Source organism: Terribacillus aidingensis, assembly GCF_040703035.1.
Classification (GTDB): domain Bacteria; phylum Bacillota; class Bacilli; order Bacillales; family Amphibacillaceae; genus Terribacillus.
Genome location: NZ_CP159996.1, coordinates 553336 through 574855 on the forward strand (window position 1 = coordinate 553336; position 21520 = coordinate 574855).

Sequence of the window (21520 nt, forward strand, 5' to 3'; positions counted from 1 at the left end):
GTGCTACAGTCATATAGAAAATAGACCTATCCGCTCACAGGAAAATAATTGAAAAAGACAAGGAACCTTTGGTACTATAAAAGTATTCTTAGTACCAAGAGGGAGAACTGATGAAGAAAAGAATAATAGAAGAGACTATTAAACTGATAAAAATAAGAGGCTTGTCATTTACGATTTCCGAGCTGGCTCAAATTTTAGGGACGAGCAAACGAACCATTTACCAGCATTATGATTCCAAGGCTAGTTTGGTTGATGAAATAATAAGACAGCTTATGCAACAAATAAAACAAATGGAACAAACAGTCATGGCAGACGAAAAGCTGCATACAGCAGAAAAACTCCGTCGATTGCTGGCGATGCTTCCGGTTGGCTATGGTGTACTAGATGTAAGGCTGTTATCAGATTTAAAGCGATATTATTATGAGCAATGGAAGGTACTTGATCAATTCATAAACGAAGAATGGGATGCTGTCAGGAAAATAATAAGTGATGGAGTTAACGAAGGAAGTGTTCGGCCGATACAGGCAGAGGTTCTAATTGATTTATATATAGGTGCCTTAAACGAAATGTACGCCAAGAATCAAGAGCAGAGCAGGCAGATGAACATGCAGGAGAAATTCAGCGAATTAGTTGATATTCTGCTGTGTGGAGTTCTATCTGATGATGGAAGAAAGGTAATGGACTGATGAAATATCTTAAGCCATTTTTTCTCGTAACTGATATTGGCTTCATTATCTACTGGATAGTAACTTATCTGCATATCATCCCAACAAGCTGGGCATTCAAGGATTACAATAATCCCCTAACCATTGCCTGGAACTGGTCTTTTCTCCCGCTTGATATCCTTATCTCCATTACGGGTCTCTATAGCCTCTATTTGTACGAGAAGAACGCCGAACAATGGAAAATGATTGCACTTGTTTCCTTGGTTCTTACTTTTTGCTCCGGTCTTCAAGCTATTGCCTATTGGTCTTTTAATGGTGATTTTGATATGTCATGGTGGATTATGAATCTCTATTTACTGATTTATCCTATCTTTTTCATCGTACCTCTAGTGAATACCAGATAGAACTGTCTTATCAAGACTAAATTTAAAATAATATAGATAAATTAAGGGTTCATACATATTAGACATATATAAAATGTATGAACCCTTTGTTCAACAAACGCCCTCGATAGTTTAAGTAAAAAACTTCACAATATTTGTGTAGGATTATAAAACTTTAATTAAAAAGAAATCACAAACCCTGATATATTAACAAACAAAAAAACTCCATTTTAAATAAAAATTGATTAAAATGGAGTTCATCTTTCCAACTAAGTAAGATACTCATTAATAGTTTAATCATTTTCTGCATGTATTGCTCCACAATCGCGCCCGATTGTTAAATATAATTGAATATTACAAAGGAATTTTTCAAGAAATTTTTATTTCATTCCTCATTATTAACCAACCAATCGCCAATTTCTTTAATAGACAATCCAGATTTTTTAAAGTGATTATTTGTCTCAAGTATTTTAACTGAAGCTTCTCGAGGGTATCGTCGTGTTAAATTTTTTTCTTTTTGTTCAAATGGAATTAATCCTAACTCTGTGTAATGTTTTAAGGTGCTGTATCTTGAATCCGTAATTCGAGCTAGTTCTCCTATAGATATATAATTGGATTGCAGAATATCATCTAATGACCGCTTTCTGGACACTATAACCCCTCCAAATCAACCCACAGACGCAATAATCGTAGTAATTGTGTGTGATATTTTGTCTGCCATAGCAAAAATCACTTTTTTTGATCACTTTGATGGGCAAGGTGAGGCGCTATATGAGCTCACTAAAACCCAATCATTAGAGGGAATTGTACTGAAGAAGGCTGATTCTTTCTATAAGCCAGGAACCAGGTCGCACAACTGGCTGAAAGTGATTAACTATCGATATGAGAATGTCTTTATTACGGGTATAAGGAAGAATAAGTTTGGCTTTCTGTTATCATTCCAGGATGGATCTCCTGCAGGGATGTTGGAGTTTATGAGGCCTGATGATAAGGAGATGCTTTATGCTGAGTATCAGCAGCATGTATCCAAGGAAACAAAAGACTTTATATATATGAATCCTGGACTTCAGGAATAGTTAAGTATCGGAACCTAACTAGCAAAGGGTATTTAAGAATACCTTCCTTTTATAAAAAAAATTATACCGCTCACACTTGACACATCGATAATTCTCGATATAATGATTTGTATGAAACAAGTTGATATTTTTAAAGCGTTATCTAATGAAGCAAGGCTGCAAATTTTAGAATGGCTTAAGGAACCAGATCTCCATTTCACTCCCCACGAAGGGATTGATATGAACAAAACCGGGGTATGCGTTAGTCAAATTACAGAAAAATTGGAAATGACGCAATCGACGGCATCTCATTATCTCTCGATGCTCTTACAGGTTGGACTTATAAAGGCTGACCGTATAGGTAAGTATACTTATTACAAAAGAAATGAAGATGCCATCAATGGGATCGCCGAGTTCTTGAAGCAAAGATAACTGAGTGAAACTGAATTCCTTACGAATTCTTAGGGAGGATTCAGTTTCATTTCCGCTAGAATACATAGCTAGTATTCATGCTATATATTTTTTTGAATAATCATATCGACAATTAACGATATATCGATGTGAAAATAAAATTATAAGGAGTGACATCAATTGTCTAATACTTTGAAGATTTATATCTTGGCAATCGTTAGCTTTTTAGTGGGAACTTCCGAATATATTATTTCGGGAATTTTAGATACGATTGCAGATTCACTTGAAATAACTTTGGCTGCAGCAGGTCAATTAATTACAATATTCTCACTTGTATATGCAATATTTACACCTATTCTTATGGGAATAACATCTAGTATTGACAGACGTAAATTAATGATTTTTTCATTAGGTTTGTTCGTAATAGGTAATATCTTGGCATTCATCCTACCAGGTTACGGATTATTTGTAGTAGCTCGAGTAGTTATGGCACTCGGGGCAGGGATGGTCGTTGTTACAGCATTAACTATCGCTGCAAAGATAGCACCAGAAGGTAAACAAGGTAGCGCTATTGCTACAGTGGTTATGGGGTTTACGGCTTCATTAATCATAGGAGTACCTCTTGGAAGAATTATTTCTAGTTTATTAGGTTGGAAAGTTATTTTTGGTGGAATAGCACTGCTGGGAATTCTTGCAATGATAATAATTAGAGCATCTATTCCACTTATTAAGGGTGATAAGCATGTACCACTAGTTAAACAGTTGGCTCTTCTTAAGAAAGGTAGGGTTACAATTGGATTAGCAATTACTTTTTTCTGGCTTGGAGGGTATTCAATTGCTTACACTTACCTTTCACCTTACTTGTTAAATGTATCAGGAATAGAGGAAAAACTCTTAAGTGGTGCATTGCTGATTTTTGGTATCGCAAGTTTATTCGGTTCTCGATTTGGTGGATTTAGTACGGATCGTTGGGGAGTTCAAAAAACACTGTTAGGTGGAATGTCGTTACACATCATTATGCTAATATTATTATCTCTGTTAACAAATTCTTATATTAGTGTTTTAATAATATTAATACTATGGTCATTTTCTGCATGGTCATCGGGACCAACACAACAATATAACTTGGCTACAATCGAGCCAGAGTCATCAGGTATATTATTAGGCTTAAATCAGTCAGTAATGCAATTGGCAATGGCGGCTGGTGCAGGAATTGGAGGTATTTTTGTTGAGAAAGTATCACTATCTTCAGTTACCTGGATAGGCGCATTAGGAGTTACAATATCTATTGTATTAACTTTGGCACTTTCCCGAGCACAGTTAAGCAAGATGCCAGAAGAGTAAAAAAAATCATAACCCCTTAGTTATTAGGAAAGCAGGTTTTTGATCAATCCATGGGTATGAAGGGGCCAAAAAAGGACTAATCTCTGACTCAGCGATTAGTCCTTTTTATATCTTTTCAGCCCACATTTTACGGAGGAGAACAGTTGGTTAGTGCGAGTTCCGTACCTGCATTACGCGATGATGCGCGCGCAAATGAATATAAAGCATTTGTTTTGCTGAGTCATATTTTTCCGCTTTTTGTAATGGATTACATAGTAAACTAAATATTATGAATTAACAATATTCTTGTAAAAATTATACAATAATTGGAGGTTTTTGGAAAATTAGAAGGGTACTGGTTGTTATCTTAATATGCTGCTTTGCTGTTTCCGGGTGTGCTAACGCTCAGCCTTTCAAGGGTGCAAGTGATCACTGGGATGCTACAGTTCTGCTTTCTAAAGAAGGAGATAAGATATCCGCTGAGGCAAAGCTAACTCCGAAAGGAAAAAATGAAAGTGTACAGGAGAATGAGAAATATATAATAAGTATATATCCAACATCTGAAGATGAGTTACCGGTGACTGAAGAAGATAAAAAGAACAATGAGATTGTTTATAAAAGTGGGACTAGATATGAAGAAATCCCATCTAATAAGATTAGTGTTACGTTAAAAATTGGTGAAGATGTTGAAACCATTCAGTTAAATAAAGAATAATCCAATGCATCTCGAACTTTAATCTAGTAAATTAAAGACGACCTATTATGATATATTGAATTAGAATCGCAAACCTAAATAAATGGTGTAAACTATAAAACAAAAAGGAATCCCGAATTACTATTCCGGGATTTTTTGTTTTATAGACCTTTCTCTCTCATATATAACTACAAATTCATTCTAAACACAAACATTTACGTAAACGTTTATGTTTATAGAGAACAGTTATCTTCTAAGGTAAAGAAGCTGATAAGGCAATCAGAGGGCTGTTCAATGAGCAGTTCGCGTGCTTCCTAACGCATAGTTATTTTCCCTAATATAAAAGCATTCACTAAAGTAAAGGAGGAAAGACATGTTTTTAAAAAGAGTAAAGCTGCTGCGCGATGGCAGATTTGATGCTGGTACCTACCCATTCTCCATACCGGCCATCAGACAACTGGATGAGTTTAATTTCACAAAAGCCGTTACCTTCTTTGTCGGGGAGAACGGCAGCGGCAAATCTACATTGATGGAAGCAATCGCAGATATATGCGGATTCAACACAGCGGGTGGAGGACGTAATAATACATATGATTTGGAAGCAGCCGAAGCAGCACTTGCCGATCACATCCGGCTATCCTGGCTGCCGAAGGTGACGAATGGCTTCTTCCTCCGGGCAGAATCCTTCTATCATTTTGCTTCGCATATTGATGATATAGGATCTATCCATGCCTACGGAGGAAAATCACTGCATCATCAATCCCATGGAGAAGCCTTTCTTTCCTTGTTTGAAAATCGTTTCGGCGGTCGGGCAATTTATCTGCTGGATGAGCCGGAGGCAGCACTATCGCCGCAGCGTCAGCTTACCTTTCTCCGTATCATCCATGATTTAGAGAAAACTGGAGAAGTGCAATTTATCATTGCTACCCATTCACCGATCTTGCTTGGTTATCCGGGAGCCGAGATTCTGCATTTCAGTGAGGATGGAATTCGGTCTGTGGATTATGAAGAAACAGAGCATTATCAGATTACGAGAGGTTTTTTGGAGAATAGGGAAGGGTATTTGAAGCATTTGTTACAAGATTGATAAAGAATACGTAAGCCTGCCTAATTTTAGGTGGGCTTTTTTTCTATATGTTGTTCCTGTACAATAAAATGAAAAATATGGAATTTAGGAGGCCCGCTTTATGCCAGTCACTTTCAAAGAAATGAATACAGAAGAAGTACAGCGTTATATTGAATTTGAAATTCCCAACTATGCGAAGAGTGTATCTGCTAATCTCGGAATTCCAAAAGAAGCAGCTCTCAAGGATGCAGACACACAGCTGCATAATTTATTAACAGAAGAAAGCAGAAAGAAAGATCATTATATTGGTAACGTATTTTGTGAAGAGCAGAAAGAGAATGTCGGTATCATTTGGTACAACATTCAGCGAGAAAGAGACAGGATATTTATTTTTCATATCTACGTAGATGAAGCATTCCGGAAGATGGGCTACGCCAGTGCAGCGTTGACGCTATTAGAAGAGGTTGCGAGGCGAGAAGGGATTGGCGCAATAGCACTTAATGTATTTGCTAATAACGCGGGTGCGCAGCATTTATATAGTCGGCTAGGATACGAGACAGCATCAATGGTGAAGACGAAGAAACTTTGAGGTGAGAATGGTATGGATATACGGTTATGTAAAGAGAATGATGTAAAAGCATGCGGTGATACCTATTCGAAAGTTTTCAATGAAGCACCATGGAATGAAGCTTGGACTACAGAATCTGCATTTTCTTATTTGAATGATTTTTATCATACACCTGGTTTTGCGGGTCTTGTTGCGGTAGAGAACGAGGAAGTGATTGGATTTATCTTCGGTGTAAAAAGGAAATGGTGGTCTGGTGATGAATTCTTTATAAATGAGATGTGTGTACGAGCTAACCAGCAGAATAAAGGCGTCGGCAAAGCTCTTATGGATTACCTTATTAGAATGACAGATGCAGAGACGATCTCCTTGCTGACAGACCGTGGGTTACCAGCGGAAAACTTCTATAAAAGATCTGGATTCAAGGAAGTAGAGAGACTCATGTTCCTCAGCAGGGACGTATAAAACTAGTAGAAAAGAGGATGCATGAATGAAAAAAACAGTCCTTATCTTTCTTATCGATCAATACGCAGATTGGGAAGCAAGCTATGTAGCGGCGGAACTGCAAGCACCGCATTCAGAGTATCACGTAAAGACCGTCACGCTGGATGGACAGCCAGTTTCATCTATCGGAGGATTCAGGGTTCTCCCAGATTATAGTTTGGCAGATGTAAAGACTGTCGACTTTCACATGCTTATCCTGCCTGGCGGAAACACATGGAGACAGCCCGAAACTGTCCCAGTAAAAGAGCTGGTTGCACTTTGTGTTAAAAACAGTATTCCTGTGGCAGCCATTTGTGATGCAACTGTTTTCCTTGGAAGATATGGTTTTTTGGATAGCAGGAAGCATACGAGTAACAGCCTGGAAAATCTGAAAGAAGGCGCTCCAAATTATAGTAATGATAGCTATTATATTCATGCGCAATCAGTCCGAGACGAGAACCTGATTACTGCGAATGGGACTGCACCTTTGGAATTTGCGCAAGATATCTTAAAATTGCTGGCTGTTCGGGAAGACGAGAAGATTGATACGTGGTATAGGTTTTTTAAAGAAGGGTCTATTGCTTTTTCGAAGTAGGGCGCTTTTTTGTGACATTAGGAGGAGGCATTTACTAAATATGCCTTTTTTCTATGGTATATAAGTTTATATAGTCGGGATCGTTATGTATGAGCTGATTAATAGATAGGGGTGATAGAATTTGCTGTCAAAAAGGCAGATTGAAATTCTTGAATTGATGGAACGCGGGGACGAGTATACTGGTGAACAGATTGCAGGTATGCTAGGCGTAACAGCGAGAACAGTAAGAGCTGATATGCGCGTATTGTCTAGTACGATATCCAATTTCGGAGCTGCCATCGATTCGAAAAGGGGGAAGGGTTATAGACTGACAGTGCATGATCTGGAAGCCTATAATCGCATGAAAATGGAGACGCAAGAGATGGAGGATCAAACCGACCGTATTGCAAAATTAGCTCTGCTGCTGTTGCAAAGGAAGACTTTCTTGAAAGTAGAGGAAGCAGCAGAAACACTGTATGTTAGTGAATCTACCGTTAAGAATGATCTGAGAGTGCTAAAAAAAGATTTGGAATCCAGAGGTCTGGGTGTTATCACAAAGCCGAGATATGGGATACGTGTCGTTGGATCAGAAAGACAGCTGAGAAATGCATATCGTTCATTTCTTGAATCAGACGCCATTTTGCCTGGGCTTAAGGATAAACGGTATCAAGAGCTTCGGGAGTTGGTAGTTTCAGTACTCAAGGAAGAAGATACATTAGTAACGGATATAGGTGTGGATAATCTAGTAATTCATATTTGGATTGCTAGTGAACGAATGGATGCAGGTTTAGTGGCAGATATATCCCAATCAGATAAGGAATCTATTACTCGATCGAAGGAATACCAAGTGGCAGAAAAGCTTGCTAAAAGTGTTGGGATTGTACTGGGAGTAGACCTGCCAAAAGATGAAATTGTATACATGACAATGCATTTACTAGGAGCCAAGTCGGTTTCTTATGAAGAAAAAGGAGTGGAAGATTTTACGAAGCTAGTGGATCCCCACGTCATGGAAATCTCGATAGAGCTGCTGCGTATCGTGGATGACCATATGCAGCTTGCGCTTTCAAAGGATAACGAGCTGCTCTGTGGTATTGCTCTGCATCTTAAACCAGCATTGAACCGCTTCAAATACGGACTCACGATTCGGAATCCAATGCTTTCAGAGATCAAGCAAGCATATCCAGAAGCGTTTGATGCCAGCGTATTGATGGGGAAGAAATTGCAGGAACTGACAGATGTAGCGATTAATCAAGATGAACTAGGCTACTTAGCTTTGCATGTCGGAGCTGCAATGGAGCGACAAGAAAGTCAGCGTGTGAAGAAACGCGCTTTGGTCGTATGTGCAACTGGGATAGCTAGTTCGCAGCTCCTGTACTATAAATTGCGAGCCCGATTTAGCGGAAGGATGGAAGTTGCTGGTACGTGCAGTGCTGCAGATTTACAAAGAAGGTCACTTGAAGATATTGATTTTATAATCAGCACTGTGCCGTTGCCGAGTACACTTTCTACACCAATTGTTAATGTTCATACGTTACTGCGGGAGTCTGATGCAGGTCAGATTGAACGTATTCTGACGGATAGAAAGCAAACCCTCTCAGCCTATATCCGGGCCGATCATATCTTTTTACAACAAACCTTTACCAAACGGGATGATGTTTTGCAGTTTCTGGTTGCGGAAATGGAAAATCGCTTCGTGGTCCCATCTAATCTACTGGAACTTATAAAGGAAAGAGAAGAGATGGCTCCGACATTCCAGGAAAATCTCGTTGCAGTACCGCATCCTATTTATCCAGTCATGGATGAACCGGCGGTGCTCTGCTGTACGTTGCAGCAGCCAATTGATTGGGGCGGAAACGAAGTACAAGTCATATTCCTTTTCTGCATACCAAAACAATATAATGAGGGTTTGCAGCAGCTTTATGAAAGTATGGTCGTTTTCATTGAAGATAGACAGAGAGTGAAACAGCTTATACAAGCACAGGATTTGGCAGCCTGTCTCCCCCTGTTAAGCTGATAGTTTTCCTATGAATGAGGAAAAACAATGTATGTAAATGTAAGCGCTTTTATAATAGACTCTGGTATAAGCGAAGGGGGAGAGTCAGATGGGCAAGAAAATGGATAAATTTACAGGTGCCTTGGAAAGCGTAGCTTATACCATATCCAATCAGAAGCACATAAAGGCGATTAAGCAATCATTCGTCACCTTAATGCCGGTCATTATTGTCGGTGCGTTTGCAGTCCTGGTCGAGAATATGATTCTGGATCCAGAGACTGGTTTAGCAGCCTTCAGTATGTTTTCATTCTTAGCTGAATTACAAGGAATCATGGGTGCAATAAATTATGCGACATTGAACTTCATTACCATTGCAGCAGTTGTACTGATCGGGATAGAGCTTGGGAGAATCAATGGGCACAAATCATTATTCCCTGGCTTGATGGCCTTGATCTCGTATATCTCCGTCATACCAACAACGGTATTTCTGGAGGTCGACGGTTCTTTGCAGGAAGTGGTCAATGTATTAGCTAGGGAGTTCTCAGATCCGAAAAGTCTTTTCCTTGGCATGTTCATTGCTCTCATATCTGTTGAGCTATTCACTTGGTTTTCCAAGATGGATAAACTTACTATTAAAATGCCTGATAGTGTTCCATCCAATGTAACGACATCTTTTGCTTCTTTATTTCCATCGATTATCACGGTAACGATTATTGCCAGCTTCGGGTTTGCCTTCCATCGTTTGACAGGAATTTATTTACATGAAGCAGTCTATAACTTGATACAGCGTCCCTTGGAGTCTGCTATCCAAGGGTTGCCGGGAATCTTACTGCTAATGTTCGTAGCTCAATTCTTCTGGGTAATCGGTATTCATGGGAACCAGATGATCAAGCCGATACGGGAGCCGCTTTTGCTCGGGTCTATAGCAGTCAATATGAATGCTTACGCAGCCGGTGAGGAAATACCGAATATCATCACGATGCCTTTCTGGGATGTTTACATGAATATCGGAGGCTCTGGCGTCACAATTGGACTTCTAGCTGCGATATTCATTGCCGGGAAAAAGCAGGAGATGCGCAGTATTGCAAAGCTATCCGCAGGACCGGGTGTGTTCAACATTAATGAGCCTGTCATTTTCGGTGTACCAGTCATGCTTAATCCAATTCTGGCGATTCCATTCATCATTACTCCGTTAATTACGGGTACAATTGGGTATATCGCAACATTTATCGGATTTGCAGATAAAGCTGTTGTCATGGTTCCCTGGACAACGCCGCCGATCATTAATGCATGGTTATCTACAGGCGGAAGCTGGGGAGCGGTTGTTACCCAATTGATTTGTATAGCTGCTTCCATTTTGATATATCTGCCTTTCATTTTCATTGCGAACCGCACCCGCAGAATAGATGAAGGTAACCAAGATGAAAGTAGTACCAAGATAGTGTAGGTAATGGATTTTATTCTACTGTCATTCATCGAATTTAAACAGGCGGCACATGTTGAAGTACATTCAAGGTTACTGGACTGTGCAGATAAGGAATACAAATAATAGGGGGTAACAGTATGAAGCGAATTTTACTAGCCTGCTCAGCAGGTATGTCAACATCGATGGTTGTATCAAAGATGAAAAAGGCAGCAGATGCTTTAGGTGAAGAGCAAGAGTATTATATTTACGCTATCCCGGAAGGGGCAATAGAAGAAGAATTGCAGGCACATCATGATGAAGTGGTTGTCATCATGCTAGGTCCTCAGGTTAGATTTGCTAAACGAGCGACAGAAAAACGAGCAGCACCATATGGTATTCCCGTGGATGTAATGGATGTAAAATTGTATGGCACTGCTGATGGAGAGAAGTTATTGGAAAAAGCGCTGCAGTTAGCAAGTCAGCGACAATAGGGAGGGGCTCTTGTGAAAGAGACATTAGAAGAAATGCAGCAGGCAGCCTTCCAGATTATCGCGCATGCGGGGGATGCTCGCAGTCATTACGTAGAAGCCATGCGTTTGGCAAGAGGAAGGGATTTTGAGGGAGCAAAATCTGCAATGGCATCAGGAGATAAAGCATATAATCAGATTCATAAAGTGCATGTTTCCTTTATTCAAAGAGAAGCAACAGGGGAAATGCTGCCATTTTCACTGCTGCTTGCACATGCGGAGGATCAGATGTTATCGAGTGAAACTATCAAGATAATGGCGAGTGAATTTTTGGCACTGTGTACAGAGTTACTTCCGGTCAAAATTGATCAACACTCAAAATAATGGAAAGCAATAGACTCAAGCCGCTTGGTTGAGTCTATTCTTCATTTACAGATAAACGACTAAATTTTCAGAATTATAAATGTTATAATGGGGGGGACAATTCCACTATCAGGAGGAACCTCTATTGCAAACAAGTCATGATCTGTACACGAGAATATCGGAAATTCTGGAAGGCAAAAGTAACAAGCTGACTGCTGTCAGCGATCGAATATGGGATTTTGCAGAAACGAGATACGAAGAAATCCAATCTGCTGAAATACTAGCGATGACATTGGAAGAAGAAGGTTTTGAAGTACAGCGAAATGCAGGTGAGATTGAGACTGCTTTTGTTGCTAGCTTCGGAAGCGGGAAGCCTGTCATTGCATTCCTAGGCGAGTACGATGCATTGTCTGGTTTGAGCCAGCAGGCAGACAGCGCAACAAAGGATCCGATAGAAGAAGGCGGCAACGGACATGGCTGCGGACATAACCTGCTTGGTACAGGTGCGATGGCTGCTGCGATTGCAGTAAAGCAGCTGATGGAAGAAACCGGGCTGGAAGGAACAGTGCGGTATTATGGCTGTCCGGCAGAAGAAGGCGGAGGCGGGAAGGCTTTTATGGCTCGAGCTGGTCTTTTCAATGATGTAGATGTGGCACTGACTTGGCATCCATGGGATGAAAATCAGGTCTATCATGCTAGAATGCTAGCAACATGCCAAGTGTATTTCCGTTTTACCGGTACAAGCAGTCATGCAGCATTCAGTCCGCACCTCGGCAGAAGTGCATTGGATGCAGTCGAGCTGATGAACATCGGTTCCAACTTCCTAAGGGAGCATATCATTCCAGAAGGGCAGCTGCATTACGCAATTACTGATGCTGGTGGAATGAGTCCCAATGTTGTTCAGCCAAATGCGGAGGTACTTTACAAAATCCGAGCACCGAAAATGGGTCAGGTCGAAGACATTCTCGAGCGCGTCAAAGACGTTGCAAGAGGAGCAGCCTTGATGACAGGTACCAAATTGGAAATTAAATTCGATGCGGCCTCAGCGGATTTGATTCCAAATGAAACGCTAGGAAAGCTGATACATAAGCATTTGAAAGCAACCGATGCACCAACTTATTCGGAAGAGGAATTGGCATTTGCCAAAGAGGTACAGCAAACATTCAGCGCTGAAGAAAAAGCTGTGATACAGAAAAATGATAATAAAGTGATCGCACAGGGTATTCTAGACTTCCCTCGAGTACCAGGTTTCTTCAAAGGATCAACAGATGTTGGTGACGTCAGCTGGCTTGTCCCGACAGGTCAGATCTATGTCACTACTTGTGCTTATGCAACACCGTTCCATAGCTGGCAGCTTGTTACGCAAGGTAAAACATCCATCGCCCATAAGGGAATGCTATTCACAGGTAAAGTTTTAGCAGCATCTGCGGTTGAATTGCTGGAAAAGCCAGAGCTGCTGGAAGGAATAAAAGCAGAGCACCAGGCTAATCTAGATGGAGAAACGTATAGATCATTGATACCGTCTGATACAAAACCAGCTCCTATAAAAAGAAAAAATTAATCTAAAGAAGACATTTTCTCGGAAATGTCTTCTTTTTTTATGCAAGTTATGCAACTTGTACGTTTATGTTGAGAAAAAGTAATTGATTGTACGTACATATTGAGGTAAAATCACAATATGAAATCAAATATACGTACAAGAAGAGGTGATCCTGATGCTGGAGGAATTAAAGGAACAGGTGCTTCAAGCGAATTTGGACCTTCCTAAGCATGAGCTGGTAACTTTTACGTGGGGAAATGTAAGCGGTATCAACAGGGATGCCGGACTGGTTGTCATTAAGCCCAGCGGTGTGGCATATGAGAAGCTGACGGTAAAGGACATGGTAGTTGTCAATCTGGACGGCGAAGTAGTTGAAGGTGATATGAAGCCTTCGTCGGATACAGCGACTCATTTGGTTTTGTATAAGCATTTCGAAAATATTGGCGGAATCGTCCATACGCATTCTACATGGGCTACATCCTTTGCGCAATCTGGTAAAGGAGTACCTGCTCTTGGCACAACTCATGCGGACTACTTCTACGGAACTGTCCCTTGTACCCGACCGATGACCGGACAAGAGATACAGCAGGACTATGAGCTGGAGACAGGCAATGTAATTGTCGAGACTTTCCGGAAGAAGGGGCTTGATCCAAACCAGGTACCGAGTGTGCTCGTTCACAAACATGCGCCTTTCAATTGGGGAAAAACACCAGCCGAAGCGGTACATAACGCTGTAGTGCTGGAAGAAGTGGCAAAGATTGCACATTTGTCCTATCAGCTGGATCAGCAGGTGGAGGATATGGACCAGCATCTGCTGGATAAGCATTATCTACGAAAACACGGCGTTGACGCATACTACGGACAGACCAATTAGGGGGGAGATTCCATGGGTACGGACAAATTTTCAATTGGAATTGATTATGGAACACAATCCGGCAGAGCAGTCCTCGTCCGGCTTAAAGATGGGATGGAGGTGGCGGAGCACGTGACGGAATATCGTCATGGTGTAATGGATGTTAAACTGCCGCATTTAGATAAAGCGCTTGGCTATGAATGGGCACTGCAGCACCCGATGGACTACCTTGATGTACTGCGACAATCAGTTCCAGCTGTGATGCAGGCTGCTGGGGTAGATCCGGCAGATGTTATCGGACTCGGGATTGACTTTACTGCTTGTACGATTTTGCCGGTAGATGTGAATCTGGAGCCGTTGTGCTTTGATCCGGCATTTCGTGACAATCCACACAGTTGGGTGAAGCTTTGGAAGCATCATGCTGCGCAGGAAGAAGCAAATAAGCTGAATGAAATTGCCGGCGAGCGTGGAGAGGCCTTCCTTGCTCGTTACGGCGGAAAAATCAGCTCAGAATGGATGATACCAAAAATCTGGCAAATTCTTGATGAAGCTCCTGAAATATATGAAGCTGCCGATCAATTTATCGAAGCTACAGATTGGGTCATCTCTCAGCTGACCGGAGAACTGAAACGAAATAGCTGTACAGCTGGATATAAAGCAATTTGGCATAAGCAAGACGGATATCCAACTGCGGACTTCTTCGAAAGCCTGCACCCGGCAATGCGGGATTTGGCTGATACGAAGCTGCGAGGAGAGGTTTATCCGCTCGGAACAAAAGCTGGAGAACTCCAAGACTCATTTGCAGCCTCTATGAATCTATCACCAGGAATTGCAATTGCAGTAGGAAACGTCGATGCTCATGCGGCAGTTCCGGCAATGGGTGTCGTAACTCCTGGTAAACTCGTGATGGCAATGGGCACCTCCATTTGTCACATGCTGCTTGGGACAGAAGAGCGGACGGTCGAAGGGATGTGCGGTGTCGTCGAGGATGGCATAATTGAGGGTTACTATGGTTATGAAGCAGGGCAGTCAGCTGTAGGAGATATTTTCGGCTGGTTCGTCGATGAGCAAGTGCCGGCTTATGTTCATCGTCAGGCGGAAGCTGCCGGACAAAATGTGCATCAATGGCTGGAGGAGCGAGCTAGTACGTATCGCCCTGGGGAGACTGGGCTGCTGGCACTGGACTGGATGAACGGCAACCGATCTGTACTCGTTGACACAGAATTAAGCGGTGTGGTGCTAGGGTTAACGCTGGCGACAAAGCCGGAAGAAGTATATCGCGCATTACTCGAAGCAACGGCATTCGGCACGCGGAAAATTGTAGACGCTTTCCATCAAAGTGGAGTGGCAGTTGAGGAGCTGTATGCATGTGGCGGTTTACCGCAGAAGAATAAGCTGCTCATGCAGATTTTTGCAGATGTGACGAACCGACCAATTTATATTGCCGATTCTGTACAAACGCCAGCTGTCGGAGCTGCTATGTTCGGTGCCGTAGCTGCTGGTGCAGAAGCAGGCGGGTATGACAGCATCCTTGATGCGGCTGACAGAATGGCCAGAGTGAAGGAAGAAGTCATCCAGCCTATACCGGAAAATGTTGAAATCTATGAGCTGATTTATCAGGAATATAACACATTGCATGATTACTTCGGCAGGGGAGCCAACGATGTGATGAAGCGTCTAAAAACGATCCGGTCACAGTCTGAAAGAAAACTAACAGTACAGAAATAAGGGGGAGCTATCATGCTGCAAGTAAAACCATATGTATTTTGGTTCGTGACAGGAAGCCAGCACTTATACGGAGAAGAAACGCTCAATCAGGTACAAAGGAACTCTGAGGATTTGGTAAATAAGCTGAATGAACAAGGATCGCTGCCGTTTCCGATCGAGTTTAAGGAAGTGCTGACGAATGCGGCTGATATCCAGCGGGTAAGTCTGGAGGCGAATGCGGATCCGGAATGTGCCGGGTTGATTACCTGGATGCACACATTTTCACCTGCAAAGATGTGGATCGGCGGATTGAAGACATTACAGAAACCACTGCTGCATTTGCATACGCAATACAACCGTGATGTGCCTTGGGATTCAATAGATATGGACTTTATGAATTTAAACCAATCCGCTCATGGTGATCGCGAGTATGGCTTCATGGGAACACGCCTCAATAAAGCCAGAAAAGTCATTGTAGGATATTGGGGCAATAAAGAAGTACAAAATAGGGTTGCAGATTGGATGACAACTGCCGTCGGATTCAATGAAAGCCAGCAAATCAAAGTAGCTCGATTTGGCGATAATATGCGCACCGTAGCAGTTACAGACGGTGATAAAGTCGAAGCACAGATCAAATTCGGCTGGACAGTCGATTATTACGGTATTGGCGATCTTGTTGCCGAGATGAAGGAAGTTTCCGATACAGATGTAGAGGAGCTGCTCGGAGCATATAAGGAAGCCTATGATCTCCCGACAGAAGAAGATCAGCTAGCCTCCGTGCGGGAGCAGGCACGCATTGGAGTTGCGTTAAAGCGTTTCTTGGATCGCGGTGGCTATCAGGCATTCAGCACTAACTTTGAAGATTTGCATGGTATGAAGCAGCTCCCGGGTCTAGCTGTCCAGCATCTGATGGCGCAGGGCTATGGCTTTGCCGGAGAAGGAGACTGGCGCACAGCAGCACTCGTACGCTTGCTGAAGGCGATGGCGAATAATAAGAAAACGTCCTTCATGGAGGATTACACATATCATTTAGAAGAAGGCAATGAACTGATTCTAGGCTCCCATATGCTAGAGGTCTGCCCGACAGTGGCAGTGAATCGACCGTCCATCCAGGTGCATCCGCTTGGCATCGGTGGGAAGGAAGATCCGGCCCGAATTGTATTCGATGGCATCGCTGGCGAAGCGGTCAATGTCTCCATCATCGAGCTGGGTGGACGTTTCCGTATGATCATCAATAAAGTGGACGCAGTCGAATCGCAAAATGACACACCGAATCTGCCGGTTGCCAAAGTACTTTGGAAGCCGCAACCGTCCTTAAGTGAAGCTACAGAAGCATGGATCTATGCAGGCGGCGCCCACCATACGGCGCTTTCGTTTGCACTGACAGCAGAACAGCTGGAGGACTTTGCGGAATTGGTCGGCATCGAATGTGTGACGATTGATAATAATACAGTTCTGAAGCAATTCCGGAAAGAACTGCAGTGGAACCAGGCTTTATGGAAATAAGATCGGCTTATGCCGGTCTTTTTCTTTGTATCGATTATAACCAATTGTTATATCTAATTATAAAAAACCGATATTTTTATTCATCGTTTAGATGCATTATGATACACCTAAGCAAGAGGAGAGGAGTATCCTTATGGCATCCGGAATAGAAACAATGAGTGATAGTCTGAAATCCATCCTGCATTTTGATGGAAACAGATACACATATTATGACCTTCAAAAGGTAGATAATCATTTTCAGAGTAATGTGGCACGTTTACCTTATACGTGGAGAATACTGCTGGAATCCATGATCCGGAATTATGATGGCAGTGCAATCACCCGCCAGCACATAGAAGCATTATTAGCCGACAATACGAAAGATGATCAAGAGATCCCTTTTAAGCCTGCGCGTGTACTGCTGCATGATACGACAGGTGTTCCGGCAATTGTTGATTTAGCATCATTAAGACAGGCTGTCAGTCGTGCTGGAGGCAATGAACATAAAATAAATCCGCAAATCCCGGTCGATCTCGTCGTGGATCATTCCGTGGTAGTCGATTACTATGGCGTAAAAGAGTCCATTCAGCTGAATGAAAACTTGGAATTTGAACGAAATAAAGAACGGTTTCGTTTTCTGCATTGGGCAAAAAAGTCTTTCGATAACTTCCGCATTTTCCCGCCGTCTACTGGTATCATGCATCAAATCAATCTGGAGTACCTGTCGTCCGTAGTAGCACGAAAACAGGTGGGCGAGGAAACAGTTTTATTTCCTGATTCACTAGTAGGAACAGATTCTCATACAACAATGATCAATGGTTTAGGAGTATTGGGATATGGTGTTGGGGGCATTGAGGGAGAAGCTGCTATATTGGGGCTCCCTTTGTATTCAACGATTCCGGAAGTCGTCGGCTTTGAATTGACGGGTGAGCTGTCAGACACAGCTACTGCCACAGACTTAGCCTTGACGATTACGAGCATACTCCGAAAGAAAGGTGTCATCGGAAAAATAGTAGAGTTCTACGGTCAGGGTGTGAAACATCTGACAGTATTTGATCGTGCCACCATTGCGAATATGGCACCAGAGTACGGCGCAACAATGGGCTATTTTCCGGTGGATGAACGAACGCTTGAGTACTTAGCCTATATCGGCAGAAGTCTGCATGATATACATTTGGCAGAACAATATTACAAAGCGCAGAAATTGTTTTACAGTGACGAAGAAAGTAAACGTATACATTATGAAGATACTGTTGCATTGGATTTGGCAAAGGTGGAGGCATCACTTGCCGGGCCTAAGCGGCCGCAAGACAGAATAAGTCTGGGGGAAGTGCAGCACAACTATCAACAATTGCTGCATAAGCCTTTGGAAGACGGCGGCTTCGAAATGAAAGAGAATAATAGAGAACGATATGATAATGCTGTTAAGCCAGGTGACGTCGTGATAGCAGCGATTACAAGCTGTACTAATACGTCCAACCCCCATGTGCTCATGCAGGCTGGTCTTATTGCCAAAAGAGCGCGGCAGTTAGGGATGAAGGTTGCAAAGCATGTAAAAACATCGCTCACACCAGGATCTAGAGTTGTGACAGATTATTTACGCGCTTCGGGCTTGCTTTCTGATCTGGAAGCATTAGGCTTCCACATTGCTGGATACGGGTGTGCAACGTGCATCGGTAATTCAGGTCCTTTGGATCAAGACATTGAAGCATACATCGAAAAAACAGGTATACCTGCTGCTTCTGTCATTTCCGGCAATCGCAATTTTGAAGGAAGGATTCATCCCCTTGTCAAAATGAATTATCTTGCTTCTCCTCCTCTCGTCGTAGCTTATGCTTTAGCGGGTACGATAGATAAGGACCTCACAAAGGATCCGATAGGATATACTCAAAATGACAGCCCAGTTTATTTAAAGGACCTTTGGCCAGATAAACAGGAAGTCGAAGCGTATATCGCTACCTATATCAAAACGGAAATGTTTGAGGAAAGGTACAGCAATATGGATCAACTGAATCCAAAATGGGACGCGATGGATTCCCCGGATGCCGCCTTATATGACTGGGATAACAGTTCCACATATATTCAAGAGGCCCCATTCATTAATGAAGCTGCCCATTCTGAGCCCGGAAAGAGAATAGAAAATGCAAAAGTACTGGCGCTTTTAGGAGACAGTATTACGACCGATCATATCTCCCCGTCAGGCGCTATTCGGGTGGATAGTCCAGCTGGAAGATATCTCAAAACGAAAGGCGTACCAAGATCTGAATTCAATTCTTTCCCGTCACGAAGAGGAAATCATTTGGTTATGGAACGGGCTGCTTTTGGGAATCCGCGATTGTATAATAAGCTTGCGCCTGAAAAGCAAGGCGGTTTTACAAGGTATCTTCCTTCCGGAGAAACTATGTCCATCTACGAGGCTGCTACTCTTTATAAAAACACACAAACACCTTTGATCGTTATAGCAGGAAAAGAGTATGGAACTGGGAGCTCTCGTGATTGGGCGGCAAAAGGCCCGGTATTGCTTGGCGTAAAAGCAGTGCTTGCTGAAAGCTTTGAACGAATACATCGCAGCAATCTTGTCGGAATGGGAATCCTGCCTTTACAGTTCACGCCAGGCAGCTCTGCAGACACGCTGGGAATCACCGGAGAAGAAACATTTACCTTTGAGCAGATTACCAGCAGCAGTAGACCGAAAGAATTATGCAGCGTTCAGATGATTAGGAAAGATGGTTCGACAGTCCAATTCGATACAATTGTACGGCTGGACAGTATCATTGATCTGAAATATTATCTCAAGGGGGGCATCTTACCCCATATGTTTGAGTACTTCATGAAGCAAGAAGAGGGTTCGCATGTCTGAACCCTCTTCTTAGCAAGGAGGTAAACGGATTGGATGAGAGAGATTGGCTTATACTGAAGTATTTGAAAGAATATCAGAATATTACACAAATAGCGTCATTACTGTACATCTCACAGCCTTCCGTTACGAAAAGATTGAAAAAGATTGAGAAGTTTTTCGGAGCAAGTATCATTGAGAAGAAAAGCAACGGAATCATTCTGACGGATTTTGGACGCTATATCGTTTCCTGTGCGGGCACTATGCTGGAAGAGTATGAGTTAGTTAGAAGAGAATTAGCGGAGCTAAAAGTGAGGGTAAGCGGGACATTGCGTCTTGGTACGACGAATTTGTATGCAAAATACTGCTTGCCAACTATTTTGAAAATCTATAAAGAAAAATATCCTGACGTATCTCTGGATATCGTTACGGACTGGAATAAGGAAATCAAAAAAGCTTTTATACATAACAAGATTGAACTCGCTATCATGGAGGCTGAATTACCGGATTGGAAAGGCGAAAAGGAGTTATTGTTTACGGATAGACTATGCATTGCTTCGAGGGAAAGGATTGACGCAGCTGACCTTCCCAAGCTTCCCCAAATCCACTATCGGATGGATAAGGAGATGGAGGAACTCATTGCTGGCTGGTGGGATGCAAACTACGGTCAAAAAGCTGCAATCAGCGTGGAGGTCGATGACATCGACTCCTGCAAAGAAATGGTAGTACAAGGGCTGGGCTACGCCATCCTTCCGAAGCTGGCATTGAGCAGTCACGAACATATATTTTTGGATGATATCCTATTGGACGATAAAAAGCCTTGTGAAATCCATACGTGGATCTATTTTGAAAAGAGCAGCTTGAATGCACCATCTGGCGAGTTCATCGGCATGCTGCTCAATTGATGACACTATTTAAGTAGACGCGAACACTTTCCTGATCTTTTCCGTATCTTTCTTCTCGGATTTGATCTTTTTCCAGCTTTTCCGATGCGGTCTGGATGACGTCGTTCACCTTATCCTGCGGAATGACAATGACACCATCTGCATCACCGACAATGTAATCGCCATGTCTGACAATACTTCCGCCACAGGAAATAGTCGATTTGATTGTTCCAGGAATATTCTTTTTCCCAGCGGCCATCGTTGTCCCAAGGCAGAATACCGGATAATTAAGATCTAAGACGCCGTGTAAATCCCTCACTGCGCCATCTGCAACGACACCTCGGATACCTAGTGTCTGCATCAAGCCGATAATGAAATCTCCCGCAAATGCATAACGTGTTTCATTTTTATAGCTTAATACAAGAATATCGTCCTCGCCTGCTTCATTTATTGCTTCGAATAACGTCTTGTTCTCTCCAGCAGGCAGATCTACTGTAAATGCCTTGCCGCATACTTTGTGAGCAGGATTGAGAGGCTTGATGTTACTGTTCATATTGTGCGTTATATCCAATGCATCAGATAGGCTTGTAGTCGTTAGCTGACTGAGATTTTCCAGAATATTATCCAATACCATCTGCTCCTTCCAGTTTGTGTTATACCTAGTATACTGCTGAATCTAGTAAACTTTAAATAGTTTAAAGTTATACCTGCACATAACTTCATACTGATAACTAATTGTTATCGCTATGGATGAATATACGATATTTC

General features: G+C 42.4%; 22 protein-coding genes. 20 read left to right on the top strand and 2 right to left on the bottom strand.

Annotated elements, in window-relative coordinates; genetic code table 11:
* Positions 1–110 precede the first annotated feature (110 nt).
* Both ABXS78_RS03070 and ABXS78_RS03075 read left to right on the top strand, forming a co-directional pair.
* Entirely contained in the window at positions 111–686 is a 576-nt protein-coding gene (locus ABXS78_RS03070; protein ID WP_366248868.1) for a helix-turn-helix domain-containing protein, read from the top strand.
* Positions 686–1069 carry a DUF5360 family protein gene (locus tag ABXS78_RS03075; RefSeq protein ID WP_366248869.1) on the top strand — a complete coding sequence of 128 codons (384 nt, stop codon included), beginning with the start codon at positions 686–688 and terminating at the stop codon, positions 1067–1069. Before ABXS78_RS03070 ends, ABXS78_RS03075 begins: the two co-directional genes overlap by 1 nt.
* Before the next feature lie 364 nt (positions 1070–1433).
* Here ABXS78_RS03075 and ABXS78_RS03080 read toward each other — a convergent pair whose 3' ends face one another.
* Complete coding sequence (locus ABXS78_RS03080) at positions 1434–1700, bottom strand: helix-turn-helix domain-containing protein (protein ID WP_366248870.1); 267 nt, start codon at positions 1698–1700, stop codon at positions 1434–1436.
* Positions 1701–1758: 58 nt separating this feature from the next.
* Between ABXS78_RS03080 and ABXS78_RS03085 the strand changes: the two genes are divergently transcribed.
* The 18 genes from ABXS78_RS03085 (at position 1759) to ABXS78_RS03170 (ending at position 20773) form a co-directional block, all read left to right on the top strand.
* Positions 1759–2124: a hypothetical protein gene (locus tag ABXS78_RS03085; RefSeq protein WP_366248871.1), complete on the top strand. Its 366-nt coding sequence runs from the start codon at positions 1759–1761 to the stop codon at positions 2122–2124.
* 111 nt (positions 2125–2235) lie between these two features.
* The gene (locus tag ABXS78_RS03090) at positions 2236–2535 is read left to right on the top strand and encodes a metalloregulator ArsR/SmtB family transcription factor (protein WP_366248872.1); all 300 of its coding nucleotides are present in this window, start codon (positions 2236–2238) and stop codon (positions 2533–2535) included.
* Positions 2536–2694: 159 nt separating this feature from the next.
* Positions 2695–3858, top strand: a complete 1164-nt coding sequence (locus ABXS78_RS03095) for an MFS transporter (protein WP_366248873.1) — start codon at positions 2695–2697, stop codon at positions 3856–3858.
* 556 nt (positions 3859–4414) lie between these two features.
* Positions 4415–4552: a hypothetical protein gene (locus ABXS78_RS03100; RefSeq protein WP_366248874.1), complete on the top strand. Its 138-nt coding sequence runs from the start codon at positions 4415–4417 to the stop codon at positions 4550–4552.
* A gap of 352 nt (positions 4553–4904) precedes the next feature.
* The gene (locus ABXS78_RS03105) at positions 4905–5618 is read left to right on the top strand and encodes an AAA family ATPase (protein WP_366248875.1); all 714 of its coding nucleotides are present in this window, start codon (positions 4905–4907) and stop codon (positions 5616–5618) included.
* A gap of 100 nt (positions 5619–5718) precedes the next feature.
* Positions 5719–6186 carry a GNAT family N-acetyltransferase gene (locus tag ABXS78_RS03110; RefSeq protein WP_366248876.1) on the top strand — a complete coding sequence of 156 codons (468 nt, stop codon included), beginning with the start codon at positions 5719–5721 and terminating at the stop codon, positions 6184–6186.
* Positions 6187–6198: 12 nt separating this feature from the next.
* Complete coding sequence (locus tag ABXS78_RS03115) at positions 6199–6627, top strand: GNAT family N-acetyltransferase (protein ID WP_366248877.1); 429 nt, start codon at positions 6199–6201, stop codon at positions 6625–6627.
* A gap of 25 nt (positions 6628–6652) precedes the next feature.
* On the top strand, positions 6653–7240 hold the full coding sequence (locus ABXS78_RS03120; protein WP_366248878.1) for a type 1 glutamine amidotransferase family protein: 588 nt from the start codon (positions 6653–6655) through the stop codon (positions 7238–7240).
* Positions 7241–7361: 121 nt separating this feature from the next.
* A complete protein-coding gene (locus ABXS78_RS03125; RefSeq protein WP_366248879.1) occupies positions 7362–9233 on the top strand; it encodes a BglG family transcription antiterminator in 1872 nt (623 codons plus the stop codon).
* A gap of 88 nt (positions 9234–9321) precedes the next feature.
* The gene (locus ABXS78_RS03130) at positions 9322–10659 is read left to right on the top strand and encodes a PTS transporter subunit EIIC (protein ID WP_366248880.1); all 1338 of its coding nucleotides are present in this window, start codon (positions 9322–9324) and stop codon (positions 10657–10659) included.
* A gap of 116 nt (positions 10660–10775) precedes the next feature.
* Positions 10776–11108 carry a PTS sugar transporter subunit IIB gene (locus ABXS78_RS03135; protein ID WP_095223347.1) on the top strand — a complete coding sequence of 111 codons (333 nt, stop codon included), beginning with the start codon at positions 10776–10778 and terminating at the stop codon, positions 11106–11108.
* A gap of 12 nt (positions 11109–11120) precedes the next feature.
* On the top strand, positions 11121–11468 hold the full coding sequence (locus ABXS78_RS03140; protein WP_245840342.1) for a PTS lactose/cellobiose transporter subunit IIA: 348 nt from the start codon (positions 11121–11123) through the stop codon (positions 11466–11468).
* Positions 11469–11592: 124 nt separating this feature from the next.
* Positions 11593–13008 (top strand): amidohydrolase, encoded by a 1416-nt coding sequence (locus tag ABXS78_RS03145; protein ID WP_366248881.1) that lies wholly within the window; start codon positions 11593–11595, stop codon positions 13006–13008.
* A 154-nt stretch (positions 13009–13162) separates the two neighbouring features.
* Complete coding sequence (araD, locus tag ABXS78_RS03150; RefSeq protein ID WP_366248882.1) at positions 13163–13861, top strand: L-ribulose-5-phosphate 4-epimerase; 699 nt, start codon at positions 13163–13165, stop codon at positions 13859–13861.
* A gap of 12 nt (positions 13862–13873) precedes the next feature.
* A complete protein-coding gene (locus tag ABXS78_RS03155; RefSeq protein ID WP_366248883.1) occupies positions 13874–15568 on the top strand; it encodes a ribulokinase in 1695 nt (564 codons plus the stop codon).
* Positions 15569–15580: 12 nt separating this feature from the next.
* The gene (gene araA / locus ABXS78_RS03160) at positions 15581–17053 is read left to right on the top strand and encodes an L-arabinose isomerase (RefSeq protein ID WP_366248884.1); all 1473 of its coding nucleotides are present in this window, start codon (positions 15581–15583) and stop codon (positions 17051–17053) included.
* A gap of 133 nt (positions 17054–17186) precedes the next feature.
* Entirely contained in the window at positions 17187–19892 is a 2706-nt protein-coding gene (acnA, locus tag ABXS78_RS03165; protein ID WP_366248885.1) for an aconitate hydratase AcnA, read from the top strand.
* A gap of 29 nt (positions 19893–19921) precedes the next feature.
* Positions 19922–20773: a LysR family transcriptional regulator gene (locus ABXS78_RS03170; protein ID WP_366248886.1), complete on the top strand. Its 852-nt coding sequence runs from the start codon at positions 19922–19924 to the stop codon at positions 20771–20773.
* On the opposite strand, the gene ABXS78_RS03175 is transcribed toward ABXS78_RS03170, so the two are convergent.
* Positions 20766–21380, bottom strand: a complete 615-nt coding sequence (locus ABXS78_RS03175) for an RraA family protein (RefSeq protein WP_366248887.1) — start codon at positions 21378–21380, stop codon at positions 20766–20768. The genes ABXS78_RS03170 and ABXS78_RS03175 overlap by 8 nt on opposite strands.
* Positions 21381–21520: the final 140 nt, after the last annotated feature.